Source organism: Lactobacillus acidophilus (assembly GCF_034298135.1).
Lineage (GTDB): Bacteria > Bacillota > Bacilli > Lactobacillales > Lactobacillaceae > Lactobacillus > Lactobacillus acidophilus.
The window spans coordinates 769,291-795,726 of record NZ_CP139575.1 but is presented as its reverse complement, the minus strand read 5'-3'; the positions used below and the strand labels follow the sequence as shown (position 1 = coordinate 795,726).

32 protein-coding genes, 2 pseudogenes and 1 other annotated feature are annotated in these 26,436 nt (G+C 32.7%); of the genes and pseudogenes, 26 read left to right on the top strand and 8 right to left on the bottom strand.

Annotation, left to right across the window (positions count from 1 at the left end):
* The first annotated feature begins 152 nt into the window (after nt 1-152).
* The 8 genes from SO785_RS03580 to SO785_RS03545 all read left to right on the top strand — a co-directional run bounded on the left by SO785_RS03580 (nt 153) and on the right by SO785_RS03545 (nt 7,808).
* A complete protein-coding gene (locus SO785_RS03580) occupies nt 153-1,310 on the top strand; it encodes an LBA1029 family S-layer associated protein (protein ID WP_003547296.1) in 1,158 nt (385 codons plus the stop codon).
* A gap of 217 nt (nt 1,311-1,527) precedes the next feature.
* Nucleotides 1,528-2,061, top strand: a complete 534-nt coding sequence (locus tag SO785_RS03575; protein WP_003547298.1) for a GNAT family N-acetyltransferase — start codon at nt 1,528-1,530, stop codon at nt 2,059-2,061.
* A gap of 221 nt (nt 2,062-2,282) precedes the next feature.
* Nucleotides 2,283-2,876, top strand: a complete 594-nt coding sequence (locus SO785_RS03570) for a protein kinase (protein WP_011254322.1) — start codon at nt 2,283-2,285, stop codon at nt 2,874-2,876.
* A gap of 38 nt (nt 2,877-2,914) precedes the next feature.
* A complete protein-coding gene (locus SO785_RS03565; protein ID WP_003547301.1) occupies nt 2,915-3,325 on the top strand; it encodes a hypothetical protein in 411 nt (136 codons plus the stop codon).
* 149 nt (nt 3,326-3,474) lie between these two features.
* Nucleotides 3,475-4,047 (top strand): NAD-dependent epimerase/dehydratase family protein, encoded by a 573-nt coding sequence (locus SO785_RS03560; protein ID WP_003547302.1) that lies wholly within the window; start codon nt 3,475-3,477, stop codon nt 4,045-4,047.
* A gap of 12 nt (nt 4,048-4,059) precedes the next feature.
* Nucleotides 4,060-4,521, top strand: coding sequence for an Rrf2 family transcriptional regulator (locus tag SO785_RS03555; RefSeq protein ID WP_011254323.1), 462 nt, complete (start codon nt 4,060-4,062; stop codon nt 4,519-4,521).
* A 593-nt stretch (nt 4,522-5,114) separates the two neighbouring features.
* Nucleotides 5,115-5,362: a binding site (T-box leader), on the top strand.
* 66 nt (nt 5,363-5,428) lie between these two features.
* Nucleotides 5,429-6,799: a branched-chain amino acid transport system II carrier protein gene (gene brnQ, locus SO785_RS03550; RefSeq protein WP_011254324.1), complete on the top strand. Its 1,371-nt coding sequence runs from the start codon at nt 5,429-5,431 to the stop codon at nt 6,797-6,799.
* A gap of 142 nt (nt 6,800-6,941) precedes the next feature.
* On the top strand, nt 6,942-7,808 hold the full coding sequence (locus tag SO785_RS03545) for an aldo/keto reductase (protein WP_003547312.1): 867 nt from the start codon (nt 6,942-6,944) through the stop codon (nt 7,806-7,808).
* A gap of 298 nt (nt 7,809-8,106) precedes the next feature.
* Here SO785_RS03545 and SO785_RS03540 read toward each other — a convergent pair whose 3' ends face one another.
* Both SO785_RS03540 and SO785_RS03535 read right to left on the bottom strand, forming a co-directional pair.
* Nucleotides 8,107-9,006, bottom strand: coding sequence for a hypothetical protein (locus tag SO785_RS03540; RefSeq protein WP_003547313.1), 900 nt, complete (start codon nt 9,004-9,006; stop codon nt 8,107-8,109).
* Nucleotides 9,007-9,487: 481 nt separating this feature from the next.
* Nucleotides 9,488-9,781, bottom strand: coding sequence for a transcriptional regulator (locus SO785_RS03535; RefSeq protein ID WP_003547319.1), 294 nt, complete (start codon nt 9,779-9,781; stop codon nt 9,488-9,490).
* Nucleotides 9,782-9,797: 16 nt separating this feature from the next.
* Between SO785_RS03535 and SO785_RS03530 the strand changes: the two are divergent.
* The 5 genes and pseudogenes from SO785_RS03530 to SO785_RS03510 all read left to right on the top strand — a co-directional run.
* Nucleotides 9,798-9,923, top strand: a pseudogene (locus SO785_RS03530) (alpha/beta hydrolase); the annotation flags it as partial.
* Between the two features lie 338 nt (nt 9,924-10,261).
* Nucleotides 10,262-10,921: an amino acid ABC transporter permease gene (locus tag SO785_RS03525; protein WP_003547323.1), complete on the top strand. Its 660-nt coding sequence runs from the start codon at nt 10,262-10,264 to the stop codon at nt 10,919-10,921.
* Nucleotides 10,902-11,576 carry an amino acid ABC transporter permease gene (locus tag SO785_RS03520; protein WP_003547325.1) on the top strand — a complete coding sequence of 225 codons (675 nt, stop codon included), beginning with the start codon at nt 10,902-10,904 and terminating at the stop codon, nt 11,574-11,576. The genes SO785_RS03525 and SO785_RS03520 overlap by 20 nt, the downstream gene beginning before the upstream one ends.
* An 8-nt stretch (nt 11,577-11,584) precedes the next feature.
* Nucleotides 11,585-12,325 carry an amino acid ABC transporter ATP-binding protein gene (locus SO785_RS03515; protein ID WP_003547328.1) on the top strand — a complete coding sequence of 247 codons (741 nt, stop codon included), beginning with the start codon at nt 11,585-11,587 and terminating at the stop codon, nt 12,323-12,325.
* A 13-nt stretch (nt 12,326-12,338) separates the two neighbouring features.
* Entirely contained in the window at nt 12,339-13,199 is an 861-nt protein-coding gene (locus tag SO785_RS03510; RefSeq protein ID WP_011254325.1) for a transporter substrate-binding domain-containing protein, read from the top strand.
* Between the two features lie 282 nt (nt 13,200-13,481).
* Here SO785_RS03510 and tpx read toward each other — a convergent pair whose 3' ends face one another.
* Nucleotides 13,482-13,976, bottom strand: a complete 495-nt coding sequence (tpx, locus tag SO785_RS03505) for a thiol peroxidase (protein WP_003547331.1) — start codon at nt 13,974-13,976, stop codon at nt 13,482-13,484.
* A 181-nt stretch (nt 13,977-14,157) separates the two neighbouring features.
* On the opposite strand from tpx, the gene SO785_RS03500 reads away from it, so the two are divergent.
* Genes SO785_RS03500 through SO785_RS03490 form a run of 3 tightly spaced genes read left to right on the top strand, consistent with a single transcriptional unit; the run spans nt 14,158 to nt 16,169 of the window.
* Nucleotides 14,158-14,760, top strand: a complete 603-nt coding sequence (locus SO785_RS03500; RefSeq protein ID WP_011254326.1) for a histidine phosphatase family protein — start codon at nt 14,158-14,160, stop codon at nt 14,758-14,760.
* Nucleotides 14,761-14,772: 12 nt separating this feature from the next.
* Nucleotides 14,773-15,687: an amidohydrolase family protein gene (locus tag SO785_RS03495; protein WP_011254327.1), complete on the top strand. Its 915-nt coding sequence runs from the start codon at nt 14,773-14,775 to the stop codon at nt 15,685-15,687.
* A 32-nt stretch (nt 15,688-15,719) separates the two neighbouring features.
* Nucleotides 15,720-16,169, top strand: coding sequence for a hypothetical protein (locus SO785_RS03490; protein WP_003547336.1), 450 nt, complete (start codon nt 15,720-15,722; stop codon nt 16,167-16,169).
* 50 nt (nt 16,170-16,219) lie between these two features.
* Here the strand turns inward: SO785_RS03490 and SO785_RS03485 are convergent, their stop codons facing one another.
* Together SO785_RS03485 and SO785_RS03480 are read right to left on the bottom strand one after the other, a co-directional pair.
* The gene (locus tag SO785_RS03485) at nt 16,220-16,798 is read right to left on the bottom strand and encodes a hypothetical protein (protein ID WP_015613359.1); all 579 of its coding nucleotides are present in this window, start codon (nt 16,796-16,798) and stop codon (nt 16,220-16,222) included.
* Between the two features lie 43 nt (nt 16,799-16,841).
* The gene (locus SO785_RS03480; protein WP_003547339.1) at nt 16,842-17,456 is read right to left on the bottom strand and encodes a hydrophobic protein; all 615 of its coding nucleotides are present in this window, start codon (nt 17,454-17,456) and stop codon (nt 16,842-16,844) included.
* Between the two features lie 58 nt (nt 17,457-17,514).
* On the opposite strand from SO785_RS03480, the gene SO785_RS03475 reads away from it, so the two are divergent.
* A complete protein-coding gene (locus tag SO785_RS03475) occupies nt 17,515-18,183 on the top strand; it encodes a type 1 glutamine amidotransferase (protein WP_011254328.1) in 669 nt (222 codons plus the stop codon).
* A 67-nt stretch (nt 18,184-18,250) separates the two neighbouring features.
* On the opposite strand, the gene SO785_RS03470 is transcribed toward SO785_RS03475, so the two are convergent.
* Complete coding sequence (locus SO785_RS03470; RefSeq protein WP_003547342.1) at nt 18,251-19,444, bottom strand: MFS transporter; 1,194 nt, start codon at nt 19,442-19,444, stop codon at nt 18,251-18,253.
* Between the two features lie 99 nt (nt 19,445-19,543).
* Nucleotides 19,544-20,380 carry a LysR family transcriptional regulator gene (locus tag SO785_RS03465; RefSeq protein ID WP_003547343.1) on the bottom strand — a complete coding sequence of 279 codons (837 nt, stop codon included), beginning with the start codon at nt 20,378-20,380 and terminating at the stop codon, nt 19,544-19,546.
* Nucleotides 20,381-20,430: 50 nt separating this feature from the next.
* Here SO785_RS03465 and SO785_RS03460 point away from each other — a divergent pair, with 50 nt between their 5' ends.
* Complete coding sequence (locus SO785_RS03460) at nt 20,431-21,054, top strand: NUDIX hydrolase N-terminal domain-containing protein (protein ID WP_003547344.1); 624 nt, start codon at nt 20,431-20,433, stop codon at nt 21,052-21,054.
* Between the two features lie 134 nt (nt 21,055-21,188).
* Here SO785_RS03460 and SO785_RS03455 read toward each other — a convergent pair whose 3' ends face one another.
* Nucleotides 21,189-21,644 carry a hypothetical protein gene (locus SO785_RS03455; RefSeq protein ID WP_003547345.1) on the bottom strand — a complete coding sequence of 152 codons (456 nt, stop codon included), beginning with the start codon at nt 21,642-21,644 and terminating at the stop codon, nt 21,189-21,191.
* Between the two features lie 175 nt (nt 21,645-21,819).
* On the opposite strand from SO785_RS03455, the gene SO785_RS03450 reads away from it, so the two are divergent.
* The 8 genes and pseudogenes from SO785_RS03450 (at nt 21,820) to SO785_RS03415 (ending at nt 26,431) form a co-directional block, all read left to right on the top strand.
* Nucleotides 21,820-22,287 (top strand): HIT family protein, encoded by a 468-nt coding sequence (locus SO785_RS03450; protein ID WP_011254329.1) that lies wholly within the window; start codon nt 21,820-21,822, stop codon nt 22,285-22,287.
* Nucleotides 22,288-22,307: 20 nt separating this feature from the next.
* On the top strand, nt 22,308-22,667 hold the full coding sequence (locus SO785_RS03445; RefSeq protein ID WP_003547349.1) for a DUF6176 family protein: 360 nt from the start codon (nt 22,308-22,310) through the stop codon (nt 22,665-22,667).
* Nucleotides 22,668-22,672: 5 nt separating this feature from the next.
* On the top strand, nt 22,673-23,188 hold the full coding sequence (locus tag SO785_RS03440; protein ID WP_003547351.1) for a GNAT family N-acetyltransferase: 516 nt from the start codon (nt 22,673-22,675) through the stop codon (nt 23,186-23,188).
* Nucleotides 23,189-23,208: 20 nt separating this feature from the next.
* Nucleotides 23,209-23,994, top strand: a complete 786-nt coding sequence (locus SO785_RS03435; protein WP_003547353.1) for an alpha/beta fold hydrolase — start codon at nt 23,209-23,211, stop codon at nt 23,992-23,994.
* A gap of 21 nt (nt 23,995-24,015) precedes the next feature.
* Nucleotides 24,016-24,612, top strand: a complete 597-nt coding sequence (locus tag SO785_RS03430) for an MFS transporter (protein ID WP_003547355.1) — start codon at nt 24,016-24,018, stop codon at nt 24,610-24,612.
* Nucleotides 24,572-25,216: an MFS transporter gene (locus SO785_RS03425; protein WP_003547357.1), complete on the top strand. Its 645-nt coding sequence runs from the start codon at nt 24,572-24,574 to the stop codon at nt 25,214-25,216. Before SO785_RS03430 ends, SO785_RS03425 begins: the two co-directional genes overlap by 41 nt.
* A gap of 23 nt (nt 25,217-25,239) precedes the next feature.
* A pseudogene (locus tag SO785_RS03420) lies at nt 25,240-25,637 on the top strand (AAA family ATPase).
* Between the two features lie 32 nt (nt 25,638-25,669).
* The gene (locus tag SO785_RS03415) at nt 25,670-26,431 is read left to right on the top strand and encodes a nucleoside phosphorylase (protein WP_003547361.1); all 762 of its coding nucleotides are present in this window, start codon (nt 25,670-25,672) and stop codon (nt 26,429-26,431) included.
* Nucleotides 26,432-26,436: the final 5 nt, after the last annotated feature.

The window sequence follows — 26,436 nt, the reverse complement described above, 5'->3', positions numbered from 1 at the left end:
ATTTATATTTATTATATTGCTGGATAAATTAATAATACTAAATATTTACTAAGAAAGCTGTTCAACAAGCGACATAATAGCAATTGAGTATAAACAGATAGTATAATTACTTTATACAATAGAAAATATAATAATTATAAAAAGGAAAATAAATGATGAAGTTTAATAAGAAAATAATAGTTAGCTCACTAATTTTGGCTACAATTGCAGCACCTAGCGCAGGGTTAATCATGCAAAGCAATGATGCTAATGTAGTTCAAGCTGCCACTAGTAATAAGAAAAATACGATTAAGTTAATTAGTACTAACAATAATATCAAAATTCCTGTGTATGACCGTCAAGGTAAGCAAATTAATGGATTTACAGTTGAATCAGGTGCCAATGTAACTGTTATCGGCAAACCAATTATTGTTCAACAAAAGTATAGAAAAGATGTCTTTGAAGGTATAAAAATTAATGGTAAAACTTATGCATCCCTAGGCGATGGAGGTTATATTCCAATAAATGCTACAGGTGTTATTACATCTAAAGGAATGAAAATTACACGTGATACTGCCGTTTATAACAAAAACGGTAAAAAATTGAGTACATATCGCGGACACACGGCTACTTTAAAAAAGGATTCAATCGTAAAATACGGTGGCGCAACTACCTATACAATACCGGTATCTTACTTCAACATTGGTAATGGTCGTTATGTAAGAGCCAGCTATGTTCAAGAATATAATGGTCAAACAGTTTTAACTTTGAATTATAATACTTTTGTTTATAACAAAAAGGGTAAACGTATCAACTACGATGGCCAACGTAAATTAATGAACGGTGGCGTAGTAACTACTAATAGTAAAATTAGAGAAGCTAAGTCTTCAGATCAAAACTACTTCTATAGTAGTGCTAATTATACTGATAAAAATAAATTAGCTTTTACGACTACAAAAATTAAGGGCCAAGATTATCTTTCAATTGGTAAAGGTGAATATATTAAAATTGCTAATGTAAAAACAGCTAATGGAATGATTTTATTTACTAAAGGTCCTATCACTATTACTTTGCCTAGTGACACTACTATTTACAGCTCTAATTTCAAGGAAACGAAGAAACAAATTGCTGCTGGTAAGAAAGTAATTTTGGATAAAACTGAAATTGATAATAGTTTAAGTGATCCACAATTATATTTCAGAATTAAGGGTACTAATGAATTGATCTACTGGGGCGATTTGGGAGAATATCCTGGTGTTGATCACACTGCTGTTTACGATCCAAATTATTATAGTATTTATTCATTCCCACTTAGACAATTTATGGAATAGATATTAGAACACACAATTTCCGCAAAAATTGTGTGTTTTTTGTTTTCAATTATTGAAACAATAAAAAGTCACGGCTATGTAATATATGATATATCAGATTGGATATAGATTTTTGCTATGAATATTAGATTTGTGATGTAAAAACATCCCTAGACATAAATAGTGTCAGAGATGCTTTTGTATTGTATACTCAAAATAAAAATTTAAGGAAGGCGCTATGTCAGAGATTAAAATACGTAAAATTGATGAAACTCGTGCTTCTGATGCCAGAATACCTAATCAACCATTTAAAATATGGGGACGAATGATTCCTGGTTTAGATCACGGTAAATGGAATTATAAAATTGAAAAGTTGAAACAAACTACAGAAGATTGTTTTCCTGATGAACCCTATGATGTGGCTAAGGATGATGCAATATTCTTAGGTGCATACGATGGCAATACTTGTATTGGTCTTGCTGTACTTCGTAAAGAAATGTTCAGATATTTGTATTTGAATGATTTAAAAGTAAATCGTGATTATCGCGATCATGGAGTCGGTGGAATGTTGATTAAGACTTGCATGGATGAAGCGAAAAAGCTAGGAATGCAGGGTGTTTACACGATTGGGCAAGATATTAATCTTTCAGCCTGTTTGTTTTATTTAAGACACGGCTTTGAAATCGGTGGATTTAATAATCGTAATTATCGTGGTACTCCTCAAGAGAAGTCAGCAGATATTTATTTCTATAGGGATATAAAAAATGATTAACATAGAAGGATTAAAAGGAATAAATAAAGATGCATTAAATTAATGTTCAATTTTTGATCGTTTATTAGTAAATTGATGTATCTATTCCTACTGTAAAAGCTGATATATTGTACCCGAATATACTTTATGTTTATTTCGTAGTTAGGATAAATCTTAAAAACTAATTATGCTATAATCACGATTAAATAATTGGTATATTCAGTTAAGAGGTGCTTGATATAATGGGATTAACAATATACTGCTATGATCCAGTCATTAGAGAAAAAACGCTCAGAGAGTTTAAAAGTAAGTATGGTATATCTTATAAAAAATTAGATAACATTTCCAATAATAAAATTTTAAATAGTAATACCAGATTCTATAAAGAAATGCTGGCTGCTAGTCGCAAATGCAAAGAATCTGGCTATATAATGAATTTCACTTTTAGTATAGGTGATTTGAGCTATATGGATTTGCGAAGTTATTTAGCTAATTTGATGGGGATTGATTTTTATTTTAATGAACGAAAGAGAATTCAATATGAATGTCCTGAAGAATTAATAAATACGCCTGTCATGAATTTCTTGCTACATAGTGATAAGCATGGAGAATTTAGTGCACAAGAATTAAAAGACTTATTAACCCAAATAGAAGATAAAATACCAGAAAAGATGAAGTTTAGCCCAATTAAGATAAAACGAGATGAGAAATATGTTATTTATATGCAAAACGAAGATAATCGGGACATTGAATATATAACAACTTCATTTTTTAAATTTTTAAAAGCGACTGTGGCGAATAATTTAGGATGGGCATACGAGCAAAATAATGCATAATGCCCTTTAAGTAACAATATGAGTTAGAAGAGAAATTAATGTTAGTAAATGCCAAAAATTTAAGTGAGCAAGCACTGTCAATTTTAGTTTTAGGAAAGGGATATAGAAGTAATGACCAAAGCGTTTGGTTTGAACCGGACAATCCTAAAAAAATTCTTGCTTATGAAATCAATGAACTAGGCAACGAAGATATTCCTAATTTTTTAGCAGAAAATTATGAGCTTAATGATAAAACAAATATCACTTTAATTGATAAGTGTATTAAAAAGCGACTTAATTCTGCTAATTATAAACTTATTTGGTTATGTAGTACTGCTAAAGAAGCAGAAAAATATGCTGATAGTTCTAGAAGTGTTTATGAATTTTTATTACCTGAAAATCCTCAAGATTATATTCTAGTTTCCGATTTAGGTGCAAAGGGATGTTTAATTGCTTATACTAAAATATAAAGGAATTAGATTTTTAAAATTATTATTGAATTGCCAATAATAATTAAAGGAGAAAAAATATCGAAAGACTAAGGATCAAAAATCCTTAGTCTTTTTTTATATTAATCATCGACAATGATTATCCTAGGATATAAAAGGAGATGATTTTTATGGCAAATGTAGTAATTCTTGGTGGTAATGGCTATCTGGGTAGAAATATTACTAAGGTGTGGTTAGAGATAGATCCTAAGCTTGAGTTTTATATTGTTTCTCGTTCAGGACAGAATAAATTAGTTGATAAACGCATTCACAACATTAAGGTCGACGTTACTAATGAAAAAGATGTAGCAAAGAAACGTCCTGATACTTTTGATTACATTATCGACTGCATCGGTGTCCCTGAAAAAGATCCTGAAAAGTTTAAACAAATTAATGATTTACCAGCCGAAACAATGTTAGCCTTAGCTCGTAAACAAAAGGATCCAGTAATGGGATTTATTTCAGGTAGACTTGGACCTAAGACCTTTATCGACGGAAAAGCCCAGATTTTAAAAGAGTTGCAAGACAGTAGCATCAAAGTTGCATCAGTTAGTCCAAATGTGGTTTATGGCAATGGTAGAAAAGATTCAATGACTAAAATGGTGCCATTTTTGAAGTTTATGGATCTGTTTTCTGCTAAAATGAACCCCGATGATGTTGTAAAAGACTTGATCAATCAAATGATTAAACTTCACAATAGTTAAATAGGTGATTTTTTGAAAATAAATAAAAGTGTAGAACAAGCTACTTATGTTTTACTGATCTTGGCATTGCAAAAAAAACATACACCTTTAAAAAGTCGCGTTTTAAGCAAAACAATGGGTGTATCTGACTCATATTTAAAGAAAATATTGATGATGTTAAAACATAACGAGTTGATTACTGCTAGTGCAAGCAAAAAGGTCGGCTATCAGTTAGCACGCCCAATTGATGAGATTAGTTTAAAAGATGTTCTTTATGCATTAGAGCTAAATCATAATCAAATCGAGTTTAATCATTTAGCTAATAATATTTTTGATGATCAAGATCACGTTGAAGAGAGCGAAAACAAGATCATCAATACTTTGCAGGCAGGTTTAAGTAGTTTTTATGACGAATTAGATGAGTTGAAATTATCTGACTTATTAAAAGACGGTGCCTATCAAAATGGTTGCATCGACTGGAATGCAAAGGGTTAACGCATCAACTTTTTAGATAAAATAATTAAATTAGACAGCTTATCTTTATTACTAATTCGATAATTAGCATAAATATGCACTTTAGATTCAGGATTAATAATCGGAATCAGTTTCCGTTTATGGTCCTGAAGCTTTTTGTATGCATCGAGTTTATTGGTCAAATTAGTTTTAAAAATAGGAAAGTTAGAATTAGTAATCAATTCGCTAATGGCTTTTATATTGTCCTGGAAAATAAATAGAGCCGAAATATGCTTTTGAATAATATCTCGTCAAATACCGATGTGGTTGTATACAACAAATTCATGTCCCGTTAAGTTAGCAAAGGTGACATTGCTGGTGCTGCATCTGGAGTCGTAAATACAGTTCATCAAATTGGTGGAGCAGTTGGACTTGCAATTGTTTCAGAAGCAGTAGCTGGTATTTCTTCAGCAATAACTTCAATTGATCATGCTCAATGGGTAATGGTAATCCTTGCTGTAATCATGCTTTTAGTAGGATTAAATATTTTACGTAAAAAGCATGAATAAGTTTTAAAAAACTATTGACATTTATTATAACTATATTAAAATAATATCTAACAAATTTAATTAATTCTGAAAACAAAAAGAAAGAAGAGTAGTTCATTCTTACTTTTCAGCGAATCCCGTTAGGTGTGAGGGGATAAAGTTAAGTTTAAGCGAAAATCACTTTCTAGTTCTGTTTCTCAACTATTGAGTAAGAAACAGTGGGAGCGCCCATTATAGTGCCAACGTATCGCCGATTAAGTCGGCCGCACGTGAAAGGTATTATTAGCAATAATAATATGAATAAAGGGTGGTACCACGCTAATGACGTCCCTCAGCCAAAGATATTTTGGCTGAGGGACTTTTTTGTTATTCAGAGGGATTTATTTTTAGGAGGAAAAGGTATGAAGTCGAAGAAACTTACCTGGAAGGAATATCTAGTTGTTGCATCTTTGCTGTTCGGATTATTCTTTGGAGCTGGTAACTTAATTTTCCCATTGCATTTGGGTCAATTAGCCGGTGCAAATTGGGGAACAGCTGCAGTTGGATTCTTAATCACCGGTGTATTATTGCCGTTATTATCAGTATTAGCCGTTGCGATTACCCGTTCAGAAGGAGTTTACGATATCGGTAGACCACTTGGAACAGGATTTGCAGTTGTTTTTATGGTATTAATTCATGCAACTATCGGACCATTATTTGGTACACCAAGAACTGCCACTGTATCATTTACTGTAGGTGTTGCGCCGTTTTTACCAAGTAATATGCAAACTCCAGCTTTGTTAATTTTTTCAGCATTGTTCTTCTTAGCTGCTTTTGCTTTTTCTTACCATGAAAATAACATCTTATCTAACGTTGGTAAGGTATTAAATCCATTATTTTTAGCACTATTATTCTTAGTATTTGTTGTTGCATTTCTTAATCCATTAGGTAATCCGCAAACTGCAGCTGTCACTAGTGCGTACAAGCACTCAGCTTTAGTTAACGGATTCTTAGAAGGCTACAATACAATGGATGCTTTAGCTGGGCTTGCATTTGGTGTGACTGTTGTTACTGCTGTCCGTTCTATGGGGCAAAAAGATGCCAAGAGTGTATCAAAAGTTGTTGCTAAGTCTGGTGTATTGGCTGTAGCTGCTATTGGTTTGATCTACTTATTGCTTATCTTGATGGGAGCTATGTCATTAGGCCAATTTAAGGTATCTGATAATGGTGGTGTCGCATTTAACCAAATTGTTAATTACTATGGTGGAATGTTTGGTCAAGCTTTACTTGCATTTTTGTTAACTGTTACTTGTTTGACTACTGCTGTTGGTTTAGTAGCTGCTTTTGCGCAAGACTTCCATAAACATTTTCCTAAGGTCAGCTACCATGCTTGGCTTGCACTTAGCTGCTTAGCGTCATTTTTAACCGCTAACTTTGGTTTAGATCAAATCATCGCTTGGTCAACTCCAATGTTGATGTTCTTATATCCCTTATCAATGGTTTTGATCATCCTTTCAGTTTGCTCACCATTGTTCCAGAAAGATGGAGTTGTTTATTTCTTCGTAATCTTATTCACTGTTGTGCCAGCATTGGGCGACATGGTGGTTGCATTTCCAAGCGTTGTTAGTCAAAGTAGTTTTGGCTTGACCGTAGCTTCAATGAGAAACACCTTACCGCTTGCTAGCATGGGATTATCATGGCTTGTACCAGCTGTAGTTGGTTTAGTAATTGGTTTACTTGTCCACTTTGTAAGAAGTAGGAACGTTGCACAAGTTTCTGATGAATTAGAATAAAAATAAAGAGATCTGAGAATTAATTTTCTCGGATCCTTTTTTTGAGTAATACTTAAAAATTATGGTATTCAATAATTTCAAAGTCTTAGATATGGATAGTTTTTAAACGTACAATAATCTTAATTAAGAAAGGATTGATTACATGTCTATTTTTGATGAAACTTTAACAATGAATAATGGCTTAAAAATTCCTAAAATGGCACTTGGCGTATGGGAAATCCCTGATACTCAAACGCCTAAAGCTGTAGAAGAAGCAGTTAAGATTGGATATCGTCATATTGATACTGCTCAAGCTTACGGTAATGAGCGCGGGGTAGGCGAAGGTGTTAAAAATTCTAGTGTTGCTGGTGATGAAATTTTTATTAATTCAAAGGTAGCTGCTGAGATTAAGAATTATAAAGAAGCTAAGACTTCAATTGATGAAACCTTGGATAAAATGGAGTTAGATTATCTTGATATGATGATCATTCATAATCCTCAACCTTGGAATAAAGTAAATCAATCAAGTGATCGCCATTTTGAAGGAAATCTTGAAACTTGGCGTGCAATGGAAGATGCCGTAAAAGAAGGTAAACTCCGCACCATTGGTGTTTCAAGTTTTGAAAAAGAAGACTTAGATAATATCATTAAGAATAGTTCTACTAAACCAGCTGTAAACCAGATTTTAGTTCATATTGGTGAAACTCCAATGGATCTGATTAATTATAGTCAAGAAAACGATATCGTTGTTGAAGCCTTTTCACCTATTGCTCATGGTGCTGCATTGAATAATCCTCAAGTTAAGCAAATGGCTGATAAGTATGGTGTAAGTGTTCCTCAATTATGTATCCGTTACGATTGGCAACTTAATTGTGTTGTTTTACCAAAATCTGCTAATCCAGAACATATGAAGAGTAACGCGGAAATTGACTTTAAGATCAGTGATGAAGATATGGCTGAACTTAAGAAATTTACTCCAGTTGATTATGGTAAAGCTGACATTTTCCCAGTATTTGGCGGTAAGATGTAAAAATATTTTATAAGCAAAAAAGAGAGAGTTGCTAGCCCTCTCTTTTTTTATTATTTTATTTTCAATAATTCAGGTCTGCGTGCTAATTCGATATATAGTTGTCCATTCTTACGGCAATTCCTTCAGATTCACGTAAGGTACGGAATTGATAGTGTTTTAAAACTTTACCAGATTGAGCTACTTGAAAAATATTGTCGTTAAAAGCTAGATAGAAATTATTATTAGCATAAGTAAAGCCTTGAAGGGGAGAATTATTTTTTACAAAATTGGATTGAGTAGCTGAAATTTCAGTTGGAATTCAAGTATTTCTTCGGCGAATAAGACGCCAGTATTTGTAAGTGCCTTTGCTGGAATTATGAAAAACAGCATACAGCAAATGACTGTTTACAAAATATGCATTATGGAAGTAGCATGGAAAGTATTCTGAACGATTCCAAACTTTGATTGTCCACAGATTCTTTATTTGGTAATTCTTACGAGATATTTGTAAGATTTCTGTTGATTTTGCCGGGTTAGCTTCACGATTGTTGCTGGCTAAAACGTAGATATAGTTTTTGGTAGTTCCAAGTGACTGACCGTGGCCTAATTTTAAATATGGAGAAACGCTGATGTTTTGACTTGTTTGCTTAAAATCGCTCCAACTCATTGTCCGTAAATTCTGCGTTTGAATTGGATCCGACAAATTATTGAGGTTATAAGTTACCAAGTGTCCCCAAGTTGAATTAGGCTGACCAAAATACGAGACTGTTAATTGGTTATTCAACAAATTGATTCCTTGAGGAATGACTCCCACTTGATTTAGCTGATCATCGTATTGCTCATAGTCAAGTAAGCGAAAACGTGGTTGATAAAAAGCGGTTTGCATAGTGGCACCATTTTTACCATGATAGGTATTAATTTCCATCTCAGGTTGATAACCATTTTCCATATTCCAGTTAGGCGATGAAGATTGAGAACTTCCTATAAACGACTTTGCCTCAGAAGGATCGCTTGTGGCAGTTTTATTAGCAACAGCTATTCCTTCATTATAATTGGAGCGCACATTAACTATGGTACGCGTTTTAATTTTTTCATATTTAAAGGTGACGGAGTAAGCACCGGGAGTAGCTGAGCTAATTTGTTTTTGTGAAACTTTTATCTGGTTAGGGTTTATTAATGTCCCATGCTTATCTACCACATATGCGATGGCATCACGCACTGGAAAAGCATAGTAGTTATTCCTAACTAAAGAAATATGCTTAGCAACTGAGATCTCATTTCTACGGAAGAACTTTTCATTAACCCAACTGGTTTCTCGTCCGTTAATAACTAGTTGCCAATATGTTCCGTTTTTTGTTTTAGCCGAGCGCTGCGACTGCAGTAATCCTTTTCTAAAATATTTAGTTGAAGAGAAGGCGTTAACGCCGCCTTTTTGAGATACATTTCAATAAATTGGATAATTCCGTTTACCGGCTAGCTTGGTATGAACGTTTTGATATTCAATGATTTTGGCTGGTTGTAAAACAATCTGCCCATTTTTTACTGGATTAACTTTTTTAGGGATGAAGAAATATCCCAGTAGTAAAAAAATAGCAATTATAACTAAAAATCTAAAAAACTTTTTCATAATGTTGAATATTATTAGTCTAAATAATGAAATTTGAAATAAATAAGCACTGGACTTTACCAAGTTTTAAAAATTATTCATTAAGCGATTTGCGTAATTCTTGTAAAAATAGATTAGCTAAATTGGAACGTCGAACATTCTTATTCCAAATGACCATATTGGGATCAGTGACTTTAGGTGAAAGAGGACGCGAGACAAGGTTTAAATAATCTTTATCAACTAGATGATCATAAGTGATTTGAACTGCATCTTTTTGACTAGCTAAAATTGCTGCATTAAAAGCAAGGTTGCTTTGTGCTAATAATTTAACATCATGGTATAAATTTCCCCACAAATTATGAAATTTATCAGTAACCAAAATTTGCATGGATATGATAATTGGGTATTTGATTAATAATCGTGCTAAATCATACCAAGAAGCAGAGATTCCTGGAAGAATGGCTCAACATAGTCGTTTGCATCGTAATTCTCAGGTAGATCAACTTTTGATTAATTTTTTGTGGAGATAATAAAAAGCTAGATTGACAAAAGTATAAGAAAATTAAAATAAATCAAACTTTTTTTAATGAGCTTATTGACAATAAGTAAGCAGAGACCTAAACTTATTTATAGTTAATAGCTTACTTATTAAAAGTGTTCGGAAAGGAGTACTAATCATGTTGAAATTAGCTGCAAACAATCAAATTGTTAATGTATGTTGTCAATGCTGTCAACTTTCTTTGTTATGCAGAAAATTCAGCATCCCGTACTTCAATAATTAATAATGCTATATAGTAATAATTAAAGACCTACGATCTAAGCTGAATTTAGATTGTAGGTCTTTTTATGTTGTTTGGGAGGATTTTTAATGAATTGGACGATTATCCAGCAGGCAATGCCTGCATTTATGGCAGGTTTCAAGCTAACACTTTGGTTATCGTTAGTTGGAATCATTGGATCAATAATAGTGGGAATTATAGTCAGTTTATTTCAATATTTTAAAGTACCTGTTTTAAGTCAAATATCTACCGCATATGTAGAACTTGCACGAAACACACCATTATTAATTCAACTATTTTTCTTATATTATGCGTTTCCAATCTTCGGTTTAAAGATGTCCGCAGAAGTCTGCGGTATTATCGGCTTGATCTTTTTAGGTGGGGCATATATGGCAGAAGGTTTTACCGGTGGATTTAATGGTGTAACTAAGAGCCAAATTAATAGTGGTAAGGCTTTAGGGATGAATAGATTACAACTTGCTAGATATGTTGTCTTTCCACAGGGGGTAGCACTCAGTGTACCAGCACTTGCCGCCAATATAATCTTTTTAATTAAAGAAACATCAATCTTTTCTGTCATTGCAATTCCAGAATTGACTAACACAGCGATGGACTTGATCGGAATGTATTATCGTTCAAACGAATACTTATTTATGCTGGTAGTTGCATATGCAGTAATTTTGATTCCATTAATTTTAATTTTAAATTGGTTAGAAAAGAGAGTTCGTTATGGTGCATTCGGGAATTAATGTTTTATTTGAAGGAACAAATCTAGCACGCTTAATGGCTGGATTATGGGCATCTATTTGGATTGCAGCAATTTCATTAGTTATTGGTTTACTTTTAGGTACAATTCTAGGAATCTTACGTACTATGCCTAATAAAATTGTTCGTTTTGTTTTGAGACTATATCTTGAATTTTTTAGAATAGTGCCAACAATTGTACTTTTATATTTGGTTTATTATATTTTGCCAAGAACATTCCATGTTAATTGGTCGGCAACTTGGATGGCAGTTTTGGCCTTTGCATTATGGGTAGCTGCTGAATTTAGTGATATTGTACGTGGAGCACTAGAATCAGTGCCAAAGAACCAGCGAGAATCAGGTTTGGCACTGGGTTTAAGTAATATTCAACTCTTTAGATATGTTTTATTACCACAAGCAATCAAATTAGAGCTTCCTGCAACAATTAATCTTGCAACACGTGTGATTAAAACAACTTCACTTTTGATGGTGATCAATATTATGGAAGTAATCAATGTAGGACAACAAATTATTGAAGCTAATAATCAAAAATATCCAACAGGTGTATTTTGGATTTATGGTTTTATTTTCATTTTATATTTCATTTTAGATTATCCATTATCAGCATGGGCAAAGCGGTTAACAGCAAATAAAGAGTAGGTGTAATTATGACAGAAGAAATTTTAAAGGTAGAACATTTAGATAAATTTTACGGTGATTGGCGGGCTTTACATGATATTAACTTCAATCTTAAAAAGGGTGAAGTTTTAACCCTTCTCGGCCCATCAGGCTCGGGCAAGAGTACGCTTTTACGTACTTTAAATGGCTTAGAAGATTATCAAAAGGGTAGTATTTATTTTCATGATAAAAAAATTGATCCTACTCCAAAAGAATGGCAATTATTAAGACAAAAGATTGGTATGGTTTTCCAGAGCTATGATCTATTTCCTAACTTAACCGTAATGGACAATATTTTACTTGCTCCAGTAAAAGTGCAACATCGAAAAGAAGATGAAGTTAGAAAGCAAGCTGAAGAATTGCTAAAACGGGTAGGGATGCAAGATTATGCATCATCATATCCAAGAGAATTATCCGGTGGTCAAAAACAAAGAGTAGCAATTGTCCGTGCAATGGCTATGAATCCCGAAATTTTGCTATTAGACGAAATTACTGCATCTCTTGATCCAGAAATGGTTCGCGGTGTTCAAGAAATTGTAGAGCATTTATCTAATAGAGATCATATGACCATGATTGTCGTAACTCACCAGATGAATTTCGCTGAAAAGATTGCAGATGAAGTACTATTCCTTGAAAATGGTAAAATCTTGGAAGATACACCAGGAAAAGAGTTCTTTAAGAACCCCCAAACTGCTCGTGCTCGTGAATTCCTAGACAGCATGGATTTCTAGTGGAGGGTTAGGTATGAAAGTTAAGAACATTTTCAATTGGACTATCAGCATACTAGCTATTTTACTCGTGATTATCTCTGCTTATTTTGGTTTTGCGCAAAAAGGTTTAAATAGTGGTACTTCTGCTAGCCGATGGAGTAATCAAAACGGAGTTTCTGAAATTAAAAGACGCGGCTACTTAAGAGTAGCGGTTTTTGGTGATTTACCACCTTATGGCTGGGTTAATTCAAATGGTAAGCGTGTAGGTTATGATGTTTACTTGGCACACCGTATGACCCAGGATTTAGGGGTGAAAATTAGATTTGTTCAAGTTAATGCTAACAATCGTGTTGACACTTTGAATTCAAATAAAGCTGATATCATTTTGGCTAACTTTACAGTTACACCTGAACGAAAAGATGTAGTAGACTTTGCTAAACCATATATGAAGGTTTCTGTTGGTGTCATTTCGCCTAAGAGTGCACCAATAACTTCTGCTAATCAGTTAAAGAATAAAAAATTAATTGTTACTAAGGGTACGACTGCTGAAAACTACTTCTCACAACAAAAGAATGTAAACTTATTAAAATTCGATTCTAAAACGCAGCAATTCAACGCTCTTAAGAATGGTCGTGGTGCAGCTTTAGCTGATGATAACTCATACCTTTACGCTTGGGTAAAACAAAATCCTAAATATACTGTAGGAATTAAGAGTATTGGTCCCAAACAATATATTTCTCCAGCAGTTAAAAAAGGGAATCGTTCACTATTAAAATGGACAAATAAAGAGATTACTAAATTGAATAAGGAAAGCTTTTTCGTAGAAGATTACAATAAAGAATTACGTCCATACTTTGGTAAGGATATCAAGCCAACTGATATTATTTTGGCTTGATGCCAAATGATATTTGATAGAATTCAACTAAAAATAAACAATGAGAAAGGCATTAGGCTACTAAATCAATGTCATTAAGTTAAGACATTAATGCATTGAAGCTCATGCCTTTTTTAACGCAAGAAATCCTATTGATAGAATATCGTAGAAATCTATCAATAGGATTTCTTATAGAATATCAAACATTATTACAGAAAAAAGAAGTGTTTACTCCTAAGATTTTAAAAATTGGGTAAGCGGTTCTTCTTTTTCTATGGATTGATTTTGGTGAAGATATAAATCCTAATGCAATTGTTTTAATTCGTTTAAAACTGCATCATAATTAGGTTCATGTGTAATTTCATCAACTAATTCACGATATAGGATTTTACAATTAGGGTCGAGAACCCAAACAGAACGAGCAAGGATGCCGAATTCTGGAATTAATAAACCGGTCGCTTTGCCAAATGACAAATTTTTATCAGACATCAATTTCATATTTTTAACGTCTTCGGCAGCACACCAAGTTTGCTGGTCTTCAATAGTATTGGTGGAAATAGTCAAAAAGTTAATTTCTGGGAATTTATCCATTGCCTTATTAAAAGTTTTGGTTTGAATACTGCAAACAGGAGTATTGATATTTGGTACTACACTAATCAAACTAAACTTGCCTAGCAAATCAGACTTAGTAAATTCTTGATTATTCTTATCTAGTACTGTAAAGTTGGGCATTTCTTCTCTAACTGCTGGCGGAGTACCTACTAATTTAACTTCTTTACCTTTAAAAGTAATTTTCATAAGTTTTACCCTCTCTTTCTTTTTATTATCTTAAATATAACAAATTATAGAAATTATCTTAAATATTTTAACCTTTATATTGAAGCCCATACCTTTAAAAAAGTAAATATAAAATATAATTGATAGAAATAAGGAGTTTTGTGGTAATCTTGTCTTGAGATATTTTTGAAAGGTAAAGCTTATGATAACTATTTACTTGATGCGTCATGGACAAACTTATTTCAATCTGTGGCATAAGATCCAAGGCTGGACCGATTCTCCTCTAACTGAAGAGGTGATTAAGCAAGCAAAAGAAATTGGACGATATTTTAGAGAAAATAATATTAATTTTGATAAAGGCTATAGTTCAACTTCTGAAAGAGCATCAGATACTTTAGAACTGGCAACTGATCATCAATTACCCTATCGAAGGTTGAAAGGCTTAAAAGAAGAATATTTTGGTTCTTTTGAGGCAGAAGATGAACGACTAAATCCGCCTGTACCTTATGAAGATTTCTTTGTGAAATATGGTGGTGAAAGCGAAGATCAAGTAAAAATGAGAATGCATGATACGATGTTAAAGATTGCAAGAGAAAATGCTGATAATAGCAACATTTTGATAGTCTCACACGCAGGTGCAATTTTTAACTTTCTTTCTACTATTAATATGAGTATTGATCAACTTTTTAAAATTGGCTTTACCAATGCTTCGGTTGCTAAAATTGAATTCAAAAATGATCAATTTAAGGTTGTTGAGATTATTAATAAGAAAAATAATAAATTCGAAGTAACTCAAGTGAATTAAGGAAGTAAAAATATGACCACAAAAATTGATGCGTATGCTCACATTTTACCGGCTAAATATTATCAAAAGATGCTGTCTGTTGAGCCAAATATTCCTAATATGTTTCCATTTATTAAAATTAAAACTTTGATGGATTTGGATGAGCGATTAACTAAGTGGCCAGATCAAAATACTAAGCAGGTAATTTCTTTAGCTAATATCAGTCCAGAAGATTTTACTGATTCAAAGACTTCTGCAGAACTGTGTCAAAGTGCTAATGAAGAATTATCGAATCTTGTAGATCAACATCCAGGTAAATTTGCTGGTGCAGTTGCAATTTTACCAATGAATAATATTGAATCGGCTTGCAAAGTTATTTCATCTATTAAGGATGATGAGAATTTAGTTGGTGCACAAATCTTTACTCGTCATTTAGGTAAAAGCATTGCTGATAAAGAATTTAGACCAGTATTAGCACAAGCAGCTAAATTGCATGTTCCCTTATGGATGCATCCCGTTTTTGATGCAAGAAAGCCTGACAACAACTTAGTATTTTCATGGGAATATGAATTGTCACAAGCAATGCTTCAGTTGGTGCAAAGTGATCTTTTCCAAGATTACCCCAATTTAAAGATTCTCGTCCACCACGCGGGAGCAATGGTGCCATTCTTCAGTGGCAGAATTGACCATATTTTGGATGAAAAGCATGCTCAAGATTTCAAGAAGTTCTATGTAGATACAGCTATTCTTGGTAATACTCCAGCATTGCAATTGGCTATTGACTACTATGGTATTGACCATGTTCTATTTGGCACAGATGCACCTTTTGCTGTGATGCCATCAGGTGCTGATCAGATTATCACTCAGGCAATCAATGATTTGACAATTAGTGATAAAGATAAGCAAAAGATCTTTCACGATAATTACTATAGTTTAATTAAGGAATAGAAAGGTCAAAAATATTATAAGGGGATAGAAACATGTTTTTGACTGTAACTGGGGGAGAGTGGCTTTTACCACTTTTAGTATTTTTAGCTATGTTAGGAATTGCTGAATACATTGCTAAAAAGAAAAATATACCTAAAATAAATAAGATAATAAATATTACTGTTTATGCAGTTTCGATTGGCTTGTTGATTATTTATTGGATTTTGTATTTTGCAACACCAAAAGAAGTGTCTCTTTTTAATGTAGTATTTTTCACGATAGTTATACTTTATTCATTAAATGATAAATTATTAAATCATTTTAAGGAGCAATTGAAGTCAAAATATAGAAAACTAAGAATTGCAATTATAATTCTCTATATTCTGATTATTGTCATGATGATTTTATACGGATCACATTTTTCGGTAGTGGGCTGGATTATTGCTGTAATTGTGGCAACTATTTTTGGAATACTGGAGTACATGGTTAACCAATATGAATAAGATATAAAAATAAGTAGTTAACTTTGAAACTATAGCTAACTACTTATTTTTTATTGCTTTACTTTTGAAAAGTCGTATCTTCGATATCTAAGTGCCGTATTTTTATCTTTAAAAGCTGCCCCATTAATAGCATTAGAATTAGTGCCATAACTCATGAATAAACAATGTTTTCCTTTAAATTGTCCTAATTTATAAACCATATCGACAGTATCCAGAAAGCCACGTTCTCTCAAAATTCCATTTTCGGTTGAGATCATGATTGCATTACCAGCATATTCTTTATTTTGCTTTTCAGAATTATGATCTAATTTTAAATTAGGATCAGTTTTTTGATAAGTTACGTAACCGTTAAAAGTATGAGAAGTTATAACTAACTTAGTAGCTTTTTTACTATAAGGATCAGCACGATACCATGTACCGCGATATTCAGTTGGTACGGTTGTTAATTTAAATCCTTTATATTTTTTATGCAAATTAATTTTAGATGAAGTGCTTTTATATTGTTTTTTATTAGAATGTTTTGCTATTTTTTTATAGCTATTTTCAGTAGATATGTGATGGCTAGCTGGTGAACATCCCGTTAACAATCCGGTTATCAAAATGATAAAAATAAAGGTCAATTTTTTCATAATAATATTACTTCCAATCTGCATATGACTTTATGAGTTTAATTTACTTATCTTTTTCTGTAGTAGCTTTACCCATTCGTTTAAGCTGCTTTCTGGTTGAAATTTGCTTGTGCTTTTCTTTAACACCCACAGCTTGCTTAATTCGAGGATTCTTTCTCAAGATACTCATTCTATATCCCAAAGTTGAGGCTACGGTTAAAACCCACACGAACCATTCAGAATGCCAGAACATAAAGAAACCAGTTGAAACATCCTTAAGTAAGTCGATTACAAGATCAGATGAGATTGATTCCGTATTCATTTGCTTACCAAAATAGATTTGTAAACTAATATTTATAGCAAAAATGACAATCCAACCAATTAAATATGGCCAATTACGTTTGATTTTTATTACTGGCCTACCATATTGATCAGTTTCACCATTGTCTTTAATACTTACACCGCGAGCTTGAAGCCAACCGATAAAAATACCAAGAAATAGTAATAAAAACGTTAATAAAATATTCTGCCAACTCATATCTTTCTCGATAGATACTAGCATCATAATTAAAGAATAAACCGGCAAAATCACCATTTCTTTGCGTGTGATTTTTTCATATTCAAAAGTACCTTTAAGAAATGGACGTAATAGTAAAATTAGTAAAATTAATAGCCACATAATTTCCTCCGTGTGTATAATAGCTATAAATATTATATACGAAAGGGACGAATATAAGTTGAGAATCAACGTTTTACAACATACGCCTAATGAAGGACCTGGTTCAATTGAAAAATGGGCTAATGAACATAATGCGGAATTTTATGTTTATCATCCAGCAACTTTTGGTAAATTACCAACTGCTGAAGAAACTGATATGTTAGTAATTCTAGGCGGACCAATGAGTCCTAATGACGACTTTCCATGGATTCATCAAGAAAGAGAATTAATTAAGGAATTAGCTAAAGAACATAAGCCAATGTTTGGTGCATGCTTTGGTGCACAACAAATTTCTATGGCCTTTGGTGGTACTATTTCAGATGCACAATATAAGGAAGTAGGTTGGGCGCCAGTATATTTGAAGAATCATGAAATTCCAGGAATTCCAGATAAGCTAGAGGCACTACATTGGCACCAACAAATGTTTTCAATTCCTGAAGGTGGAAAATTGTTGTTCTCAAGTGACTTGCTTGAAAACCAAGGTTTCTTATTAGGGAACAACATCGTTGGTCTGCAATTCCATTTCGAGCCAATGGAGGATAACTTACGTGAGATTGCGATTAATGATAGCTCTTATCCTGATGATAAGAATACATTAAAGCAAAATGCTAGTGAAATCATTGCACATGGTGTTCCAGCAGAAAACAAAGATGTGATGTTTGCAATCTTGGATTACATTAACAAATAATAAAATATAGAAAATCCGTTAGATAGTTAGAAAATTAACCGTCTAACGGATTTTTTTACCTAATTAATTACTTTAATTTCTTAGGAACACCGTGCCAGAAGTAGTTAATCAAAGCGATTGCTAAGAAAATTACGGCACTAACAATTACACCATACCAACCGAAATGTCCCCAGACATCAATTCCGATTAAAGTACCAAGTGAACCGCCTAAGAAGTATGAGAACATAAAGATTGAATTGTTACGACTGTTAGATTTACGACTCAATGATTGAATAATGGCTTGGTTAGTAACCTGACTGAATTGTGTACTTAAGTCCAAAATCACAATACCAATCATTAACATGTAGATTGAACGAGTAAAGATTGCAAAAATGATATAAGCGATAACGCCGAACCACCAACTAATTTGAATGTTGGTTCTTGGCGAGTATTTATCAACCATCCTACCAATGAATGGTGCCGCAAAAATTGAAACAATTCCGAGTAGACCCATACTACCAGCAACCGCACTATCGTAACCATAATATTTTGCTAAAAGAAAGGCTAAAGTTGACCAGAATAGGTTGGCAATGCCGAACATGCAAAACGCATTGAGGGATGAACCACGAAGGTATTTGTACTTCTTAAACAATCTTGGCAGAGAAGCAATAATTTCGCTATATTTCTTGCTTTCAGTAATTTTTCTAGGATCATCTGGTACCCAATAATGAATAAAGATTACCAAAATCAAGTTGATAAGAGCAGCCAGACCATAAACCATGTGCCAGCCTAAAACTGTGGCGATGATACCACTGAAAGTTCTAGCAAAAAGAATACCGGTAAGCATCCCACTGATCATTGCACCCAAGATTGGTCCTTGCTTTTTAACAGGAGTTAAGTAAGCAATATAAGGAATGATAATCTGGCGACCGATAGATGTTAAACCGATGATGATCACGGCTAAACCGAAGATCCAGAAGTTGGGTGCGATAGCCGCTACAAGCAATGCAATAATAGAGATCAATTCCATTACTTGTAAAAATTTATAACGATTGAATGCATCACCAAGCGGTACAAGGAAGAGCAAACCTAAAGCATAGCTGACTTGAACCAGCATTGCGAGCACAGCAGTGGTAGATGATGAAATATGATAGCTTGAAGTGATTAGTGGTTCAATTGGTTGAATGTAGAACATATTAGCCACAATAACACCAACACTTAAAGCCATGAAGATAACTTTGTAAGTAGGTAAATCGATATAATTGTCTTTTACCTCATCCATAAAAATCCCCCTTTGGATAATTATTGTTCACATACTTACTTTAATGAAGAAAGAAAATTATGGAAGTGATCATTTATCCTAAGGGGGTGTGCTGGATTATCATAGTTGAGAAATTAAGAATCTCTGGACATCTTGATTACGAGTAAATAAACTAATAGTACGTGATGGGAAATCAACTAGTTTACTTACTTGGAAGCGATGATCATTTTTTAATAAGCTCTGCGTAATTTGCCATGGTAAGATGGTTTGATAATCAGAGATTGCCACCACTTCTAGTAAGGTGTTAGTGTGACCAATCTGTTTAATATCTTCCGCGGAATCAAAGATATTAAGCAGTTGTTGACTAACAGGACAGTAGCGTGGTGCTATGATTAATTTAGATGGATCTAGGTCAGTTAAAGAAATTGAGTTTGGTAGATCAACTTTTTTATTTGTAACTACGCCAAAAGACTCCTGCGTTATTTTAGTTTCTAGGAATTCACCTGAAATACCTTGATGGCTTTCTTCATTAATAATGATGGCGTCTAGTTGTCCGTCGTTGAATTTTTGGACTAAATCAATGCCTCTTACTGTAATATAAAATTGCTTAACTTCATTTAAACGTTCGGCAACAAGATCAGGATAATGGTAAGCGGCAATGTTATCAAGAATACCGATACGCAAAATGTTCCAATCTATTTTGGGCTGTAAATTAAAATTTTTTAGATCAAGTAGGAGCTTTTGAGCATTGTTTTTGAAATTGATTCCTTCAGTAGTTAACTCAACACCTTGATTATTTCTGATGAAAAGTTGCTGATGAAGCATCTTTTCTAGTTGGCGTATTTTTTTACTAACAGTTGATGGATCTAGGTATAAATAGTTTCCAGCACGACTGAAACTATGAAATTTACTAACTGCTAAAAAGATTTTTATAAGTTCAACATTAAAATTATTCATTTGATACCTCGTATTTAGTACATACAAGTATAACAAAGAAAGGATTTTCAATGAAAGATATCGATCAATTCACTAAGTGGGCAACAGATTTACAAAGTATTGCTCAAGCAGGATTACGTTATGGTAAAGATGTATTCGACCTTGAGCGGTATGAGCAGATTCGTAAAATTGCCGGTGAAATGATGGAGGCAAAAACTGGTCTTCCTAAAGAAAAGATTAGGACATTATTTTTAGGAGATGAAGGATACCAAACACCTAAAATTGAAACTCGGGCCGCGATTTTTAAAGATGACAAGATTCTTTTGGTTAGAGAAAGAATGGCACAACAATGGTCACTTCCAGGTGGTTGGAACGATTATGATCAAACTACTGCTCAAAACTGTGCCAAGGAAGCTCGAGAAGAATCTGGTCGAATCGTTAAGCCAGTTAAGTTGATTGCTGTTCAAGATAGAAATCATCATAATAAACCAATTTTGGCTACTAATGTGACGAAGGTCTTCTACTTGTGTGAAGAGCAAGGTGGAGAATTTGTGCCAAATGATGAGACTGATACATGTGATTACTTTGCATTAGACAATTTGCCAGAGTTGTCAATTGATCGTAATACTAAGGAACAAATCGAGATGTGCTTTAAGGCAAGTAAGGATCCTAATTGGAAAACAATTTTTGAATAGAAATAAAAGTTGATAATCCACGATTGTGATACGTAACCGTGTCAAGTATATAATTGAAATATACAAAATGAACTGATTAATCAATCCGCATAAACAGGTTAGTTAATCAGTTCATTTTGTATATTAAAAGGCTATTAGTCTTCTGTATCATCTAATTGTTTTGCATATTTAAAAACATAAAAAAGTTGAGTTATTAATGTAATTAACCAAATTGCTGTTAATGTTCCAGAAATAGCAAAAAGAATATATGAAAACTGTGGAGCCTCTTTTAATTGACTTGAAGCATAAAGCATTAATGCAAAGCCACACCAAAAACACAGGTTGCTTATTATATCTAGTGATTTAGATTTAGCATTTGTTTCAATCGTTTTTACATCAGAGTCTTCATCCGATGTGTCATCAGTAACGTTTTTAATTGCATCTCTAAAGTAAATGAAAGCAGTGATAAGCAAAATAATAATTTCTAATATGTGCCAGATAATGGATCCATAATCATGGGTTTGTATTTGCAAATAAGTTACGAATATTAACGCTCCAAGTCCAATTATTGAAATAATTGCTCCAAGAGTATTTTTGATTCTGTTTTTCATTCAATCATCCCCAATTCAACGTTGTAAAAATATAAAATTATGATAGATTAATATTAAATAAAAATATTATTAATGTAAATATAAATAAATGAAAAAATTTACTTCTAACAGATTCGATGAATTGATAATTAATTATAAGGATAGAACGTAATTGGAGTAAGTTATGGAGAAAAATATGTGCTTAATTTGTGATCGAATTAAAATGATTAAAATTAATCAAAATAAATTCTTTGTAAAAGAATTGAAAACAGGTTATGTAGTACTAGGAGATAATCAACATTTTAAAGGTTACACTTTGTTTCTTTACAAAGAACATGAAAATGAATTATATCAATTAGAGCCGAATGAAAAATTAAATTTCTTAGAAGAAATGTCATTAGTGGGGGAAGCTGTATCAAAAGCCTTTGAATGTGAAAAAATGAATTATGAATTATTAGGAAATGGTGATTCACATCTGCATTGGCATTTATTTCCAAGAATTAGCGGAGATTTAGGGGAATATGGCTATTACGGTAAAGGGCCGGTATGGTGGTATCCACGAGAAAAAATGTATAGCACTGATAACGAACCAACTGATGAAGAACTTGAAAAGTTAAAACAAAGGCTAAACGTTGAATTAGATAGATTATTTTATGAAAAATAATATAGAAAGGAGTTTGAAAAATGGTTCAAATTGAATTAACACGATTTCGAATTAAAAAGGGGAAGGAAGAAAAAGCACAAGAATGGATGGATTTTTTAAACAGTCATTCCGAGGATACTGTAGCTACAATGAAGAATGAAAAGATGTATGTCGAAAATGTCTTTAAGGAAGAAAATTCAGACGGATATACATATTTTTATTGGTATTCAGTACAAGGCGAGAATGGAAAAGCAGTAGAAGAATCAGATAGTTACATTGATAAGAAGCATATTGAATATTGGGATGAGTGTATCGATGATGCTTATCATCCAGTAGATATGATGTTAGAAGAAAGTTTGATTGCTCCTGCGATTCAGAAGATTATTGAGAAAGAAGGCTAAACATCATGAGACCATTTACTCTATATAGTTTTGATGTTAATAAACATTCAATCTCATTAGTGTTACCAGAAACTTGGCAAGCACCTGCTTTATTTGAACAATTAGAAAAGAATCATGTGCAATTTTCAAAATATCTAAAATGGGCTAATAGTATAGATACTGTTCAAAAAGAAACTGAATCAATTAAAATTTTTCAGCAAAAAATGGTAGATGACACAGCATTCAACTTAGTAATTTTGATTGACGAAAAGCCAGCAGGGATGATTGATTTACATCAATTAACTCCTGAATCTGGTGAGGTAGGATATTGGCTTTCAGGTGATTATCAACATTTAGGAATTATGACTAAATGTGTTGAATTTTTAGTTGATTATTCATTCGCACAATTAAAGTTGAATTACCTGCTTTTGCGAACTGCGCAGGACAATTTGGCTAGTCAAAATGTTGCTTTGCGAACCGGTTTTAAGTATGAAAAAGATGATGAACTAGGCATGAAAGTATTTAAAAAGAGGGTTAAGTAATTGGAATGATTAGGTTAAGCATGAAAAGAAAAGAAGTTGAAACTGAATTTGGCAAAATTAATATTGCATATAAAGAGGGTAAACCACTAATTGTTTATTTAAATGGTTTTGGTAGTTTCGATACAGCACAATCATTTCAAAAGGTAATTGATTCTTTACCAAATAACTACGGGGTATTTGCTCCAGATTATTTAAATAGTGGATTTAGTGATAAATCATTGAAAAACTACACCATCATAGATGAAGCAAATCAATTAGCTAAAATCATTAATAACGTGAAGGCAAACAAAGTAATTATTTTAGCTCATAGTATCGGTGGTGTTTATGCTATGCAAATGAAAGATAAAGTTAACAACTTAAAGGCTTTTATTGGTATTGAACCTACTACTAGAGAAATAATTTTAAATCCACCAAAAGAAAAAAACTATATCGAAAAAAGTAAATCCATTGATAAACTAGAAAAGCAGATTAAAAATGATCTAGCTAGAATTCTTACTCCTGAGGAAAATGAAGAGTTTTGGAATACTACAGAACAAAATGCTGCGAAATTTGATGAGAAAGACAACCAAAATGCTCAAAGTTCTCTAGAAAACGATTCATATTGGAAGAGTGACATGAGAATGGATGATGATATTCCTAGCATAATTATTACTGAAGAATATCGTGAAGAAGAGTATAAACGTTCTGAATATCATACTAGCAATCCAAAATCTAAAATAATTTCTCTGGGAGATTATCATTATATTCATTTTGAGTATCCAGAGAAGATTACCGATATAGTTGGAGATATCATTGAAATAGTATAGCGAACAGAAGTGGTGATGATTATGAAGGTAAAAAGTATAAATTTTAAAATTGCAGTTTTATTTTTAGCTTTTACAGCAGTGTTTACGCTATTCCGATCATCAATGTCAGGTATATTTTCATTATTCTATGCTAGAAATGGTATCCTAAATGTGAATATTAGTTCGATAAAATCGTTTCAGAATATTGGTATTATGGTTGGATTGCTTCCAGCAGGATGGCTGGCAGATAGAATTGGTAGATTAAAAGTTCTAGCTTTGTCTTCTATAGTTATTGCTAGCAGTTTTTTGATTCTTATTCTTTTTAGGAACTTTTTGTTCTTCTCTTTAGCAGAGTTGCTATATGGAATTGGACTTGCACTGAATTCGGGAACTTTAATTGCTTATATAACTGATTTACAAGAATCTAATCATATATCTCCTAATAGCCAATTAATGGGGATGCAAGTTATTATTTTGAATTTAACAACATTAATAGGTGGAAACATTGGGACGTGGCTTTTTGCAATAGACGTGGCTTTTTGCAATAAAAGATACTGCACCCATTTGGTTTGCACTGATTGGCTTAGGATTATATCCAGTGTTTATTTTTATTGTGATAAAAGTTTTATCTTTTTCTGATAATAAAGCAATGAATAAACAGCAAACTAATAATATTAAAAATATTGTTGGTTTCTTTAGAAAAAGAAACTTCTGGATATTATTGTTGTTAAATGTTGACTATGATTGTGGAACACAGTTTATTTTAATATATTGGTCAATTATCTATGTTGAAAAATTTGGCTTTAATTTATCTGTTGTGTACACCTTATTTATGTTTGCGCTTATTTTAGGTTCAAGTATATTTAATAAATTGTCTGTATTAGCAAATACAAAGAGTATTACAATTTTAAATATTACATGTATGATCTTAGCATTTATTTTAAGCGGGATTATAGAAAATAAATATTTATCGTTAATTCTTTTTCTATTGATTGAATTATTGATGGGAATGATGTCAGGGCAAATCTCTGCTACTAGTAATGAAGTAATTTATGGAGAAAGTAATAAATCAACTATGCTTTCTACAGTTTCGTTTATTGCCGAAATTTTAGTTAGCTTCTCTTTATTTATAAGTAATGCAATTATGAAAATTGCTGGTAATTTAAAAGTGATGTTTTTTGTGTCAGCGGCTTATTTTAGTATTACTTTATTGATTATTCCTTTGATAAAACAAAGAGAATAATAATTTTAGTTCAAAAAGAGGTGATCCGTTTGTCTAAATTAATCATCATCAGAGGTAATTCTGGCAGTGGCAAAACCACATTAGCTAAGGAGATTCATAATCAATTATACCTTACTCATTCCGCAAGATACAGTTAGACGGGATATGCTGCGCGTCAAGGATGGTAAGAATACTCTAGGTCTACCATTATTTAAGGAAGCTCAACATCTTTTCGGCAATGCAATTTATACCTATTATTTCGACATTCCTTTTGAAGTAACGGTAAGGCGGCACAGCCAAAGGCATATTAGCTCTTTTGGAGAAAAACAAATGCGTTCTTGGTGGAAGGTACATTGGTTTCATCCCTGAGACTAAGTTTTCTAATGAGCTAAGTTTGGCAGATGAGATTGACATTATTATGAAGGATATTAAAGAGGAATAGAATTTGATTTATTTATTATGTGAGGAGTATGTATGAAAGAAGAGCGGTATATTTTACAAAAGGATAGTAATCCCAAGGCCATCATTGAACCTAATTATGAAAATCACCCTTTTCGATTTCACCCTACATTGCTATTTGCTTTTGTCCCTAAGGAGGATATAGACAACTTTTTGAAAGAAATTCCACATAAAGTGTTAGGTAATTACGATACTATTTCTTTTCAACCTGATATTTATGAAATTGAAAGAAGGGGTAAATATTTTACGTTATGTCAAGCACCACTAGGAGCACCTGCAGCAACACAACTTTTAGATTGGCTAATAAGTTATGGTGTCAAAAAGGTGTTAGCCTTTGGCAATGCTGGAGCGATAACCAATTTACCAGAAAATGCGATGTTTATTCCAACTAAAGCTATTAGAGATGAAGGGACTTCTTTTCATTATTTGGAAGATAGTCTAACAGTTGATTTGAGGTCTCATTTTTTAAGCAAAATAGAAGAACAACTTGATAAGTTAAATCTAAAGTATGATGAAATAACAACTTGGACAACAGACGGATTCTTCAGAGAAATACCTAAAAAGGTTGCACAATTTCGACAATTAGGGGCCAACACAGTAGAAATGGAATGCTCAGCATTGGCTGCATGTGCTAAGTTTAGAAAAGTTGACTTCGTTCAAATCTTATTTACTGCTGATACTTTAGCAAATGAAAAAGATTATGATCCACGAAACGGAGGTACGGCTTCGCATCGTCGAGGGTTAGATATTTGTTTTGAAATATTGAAAAGACTATAGAGTAG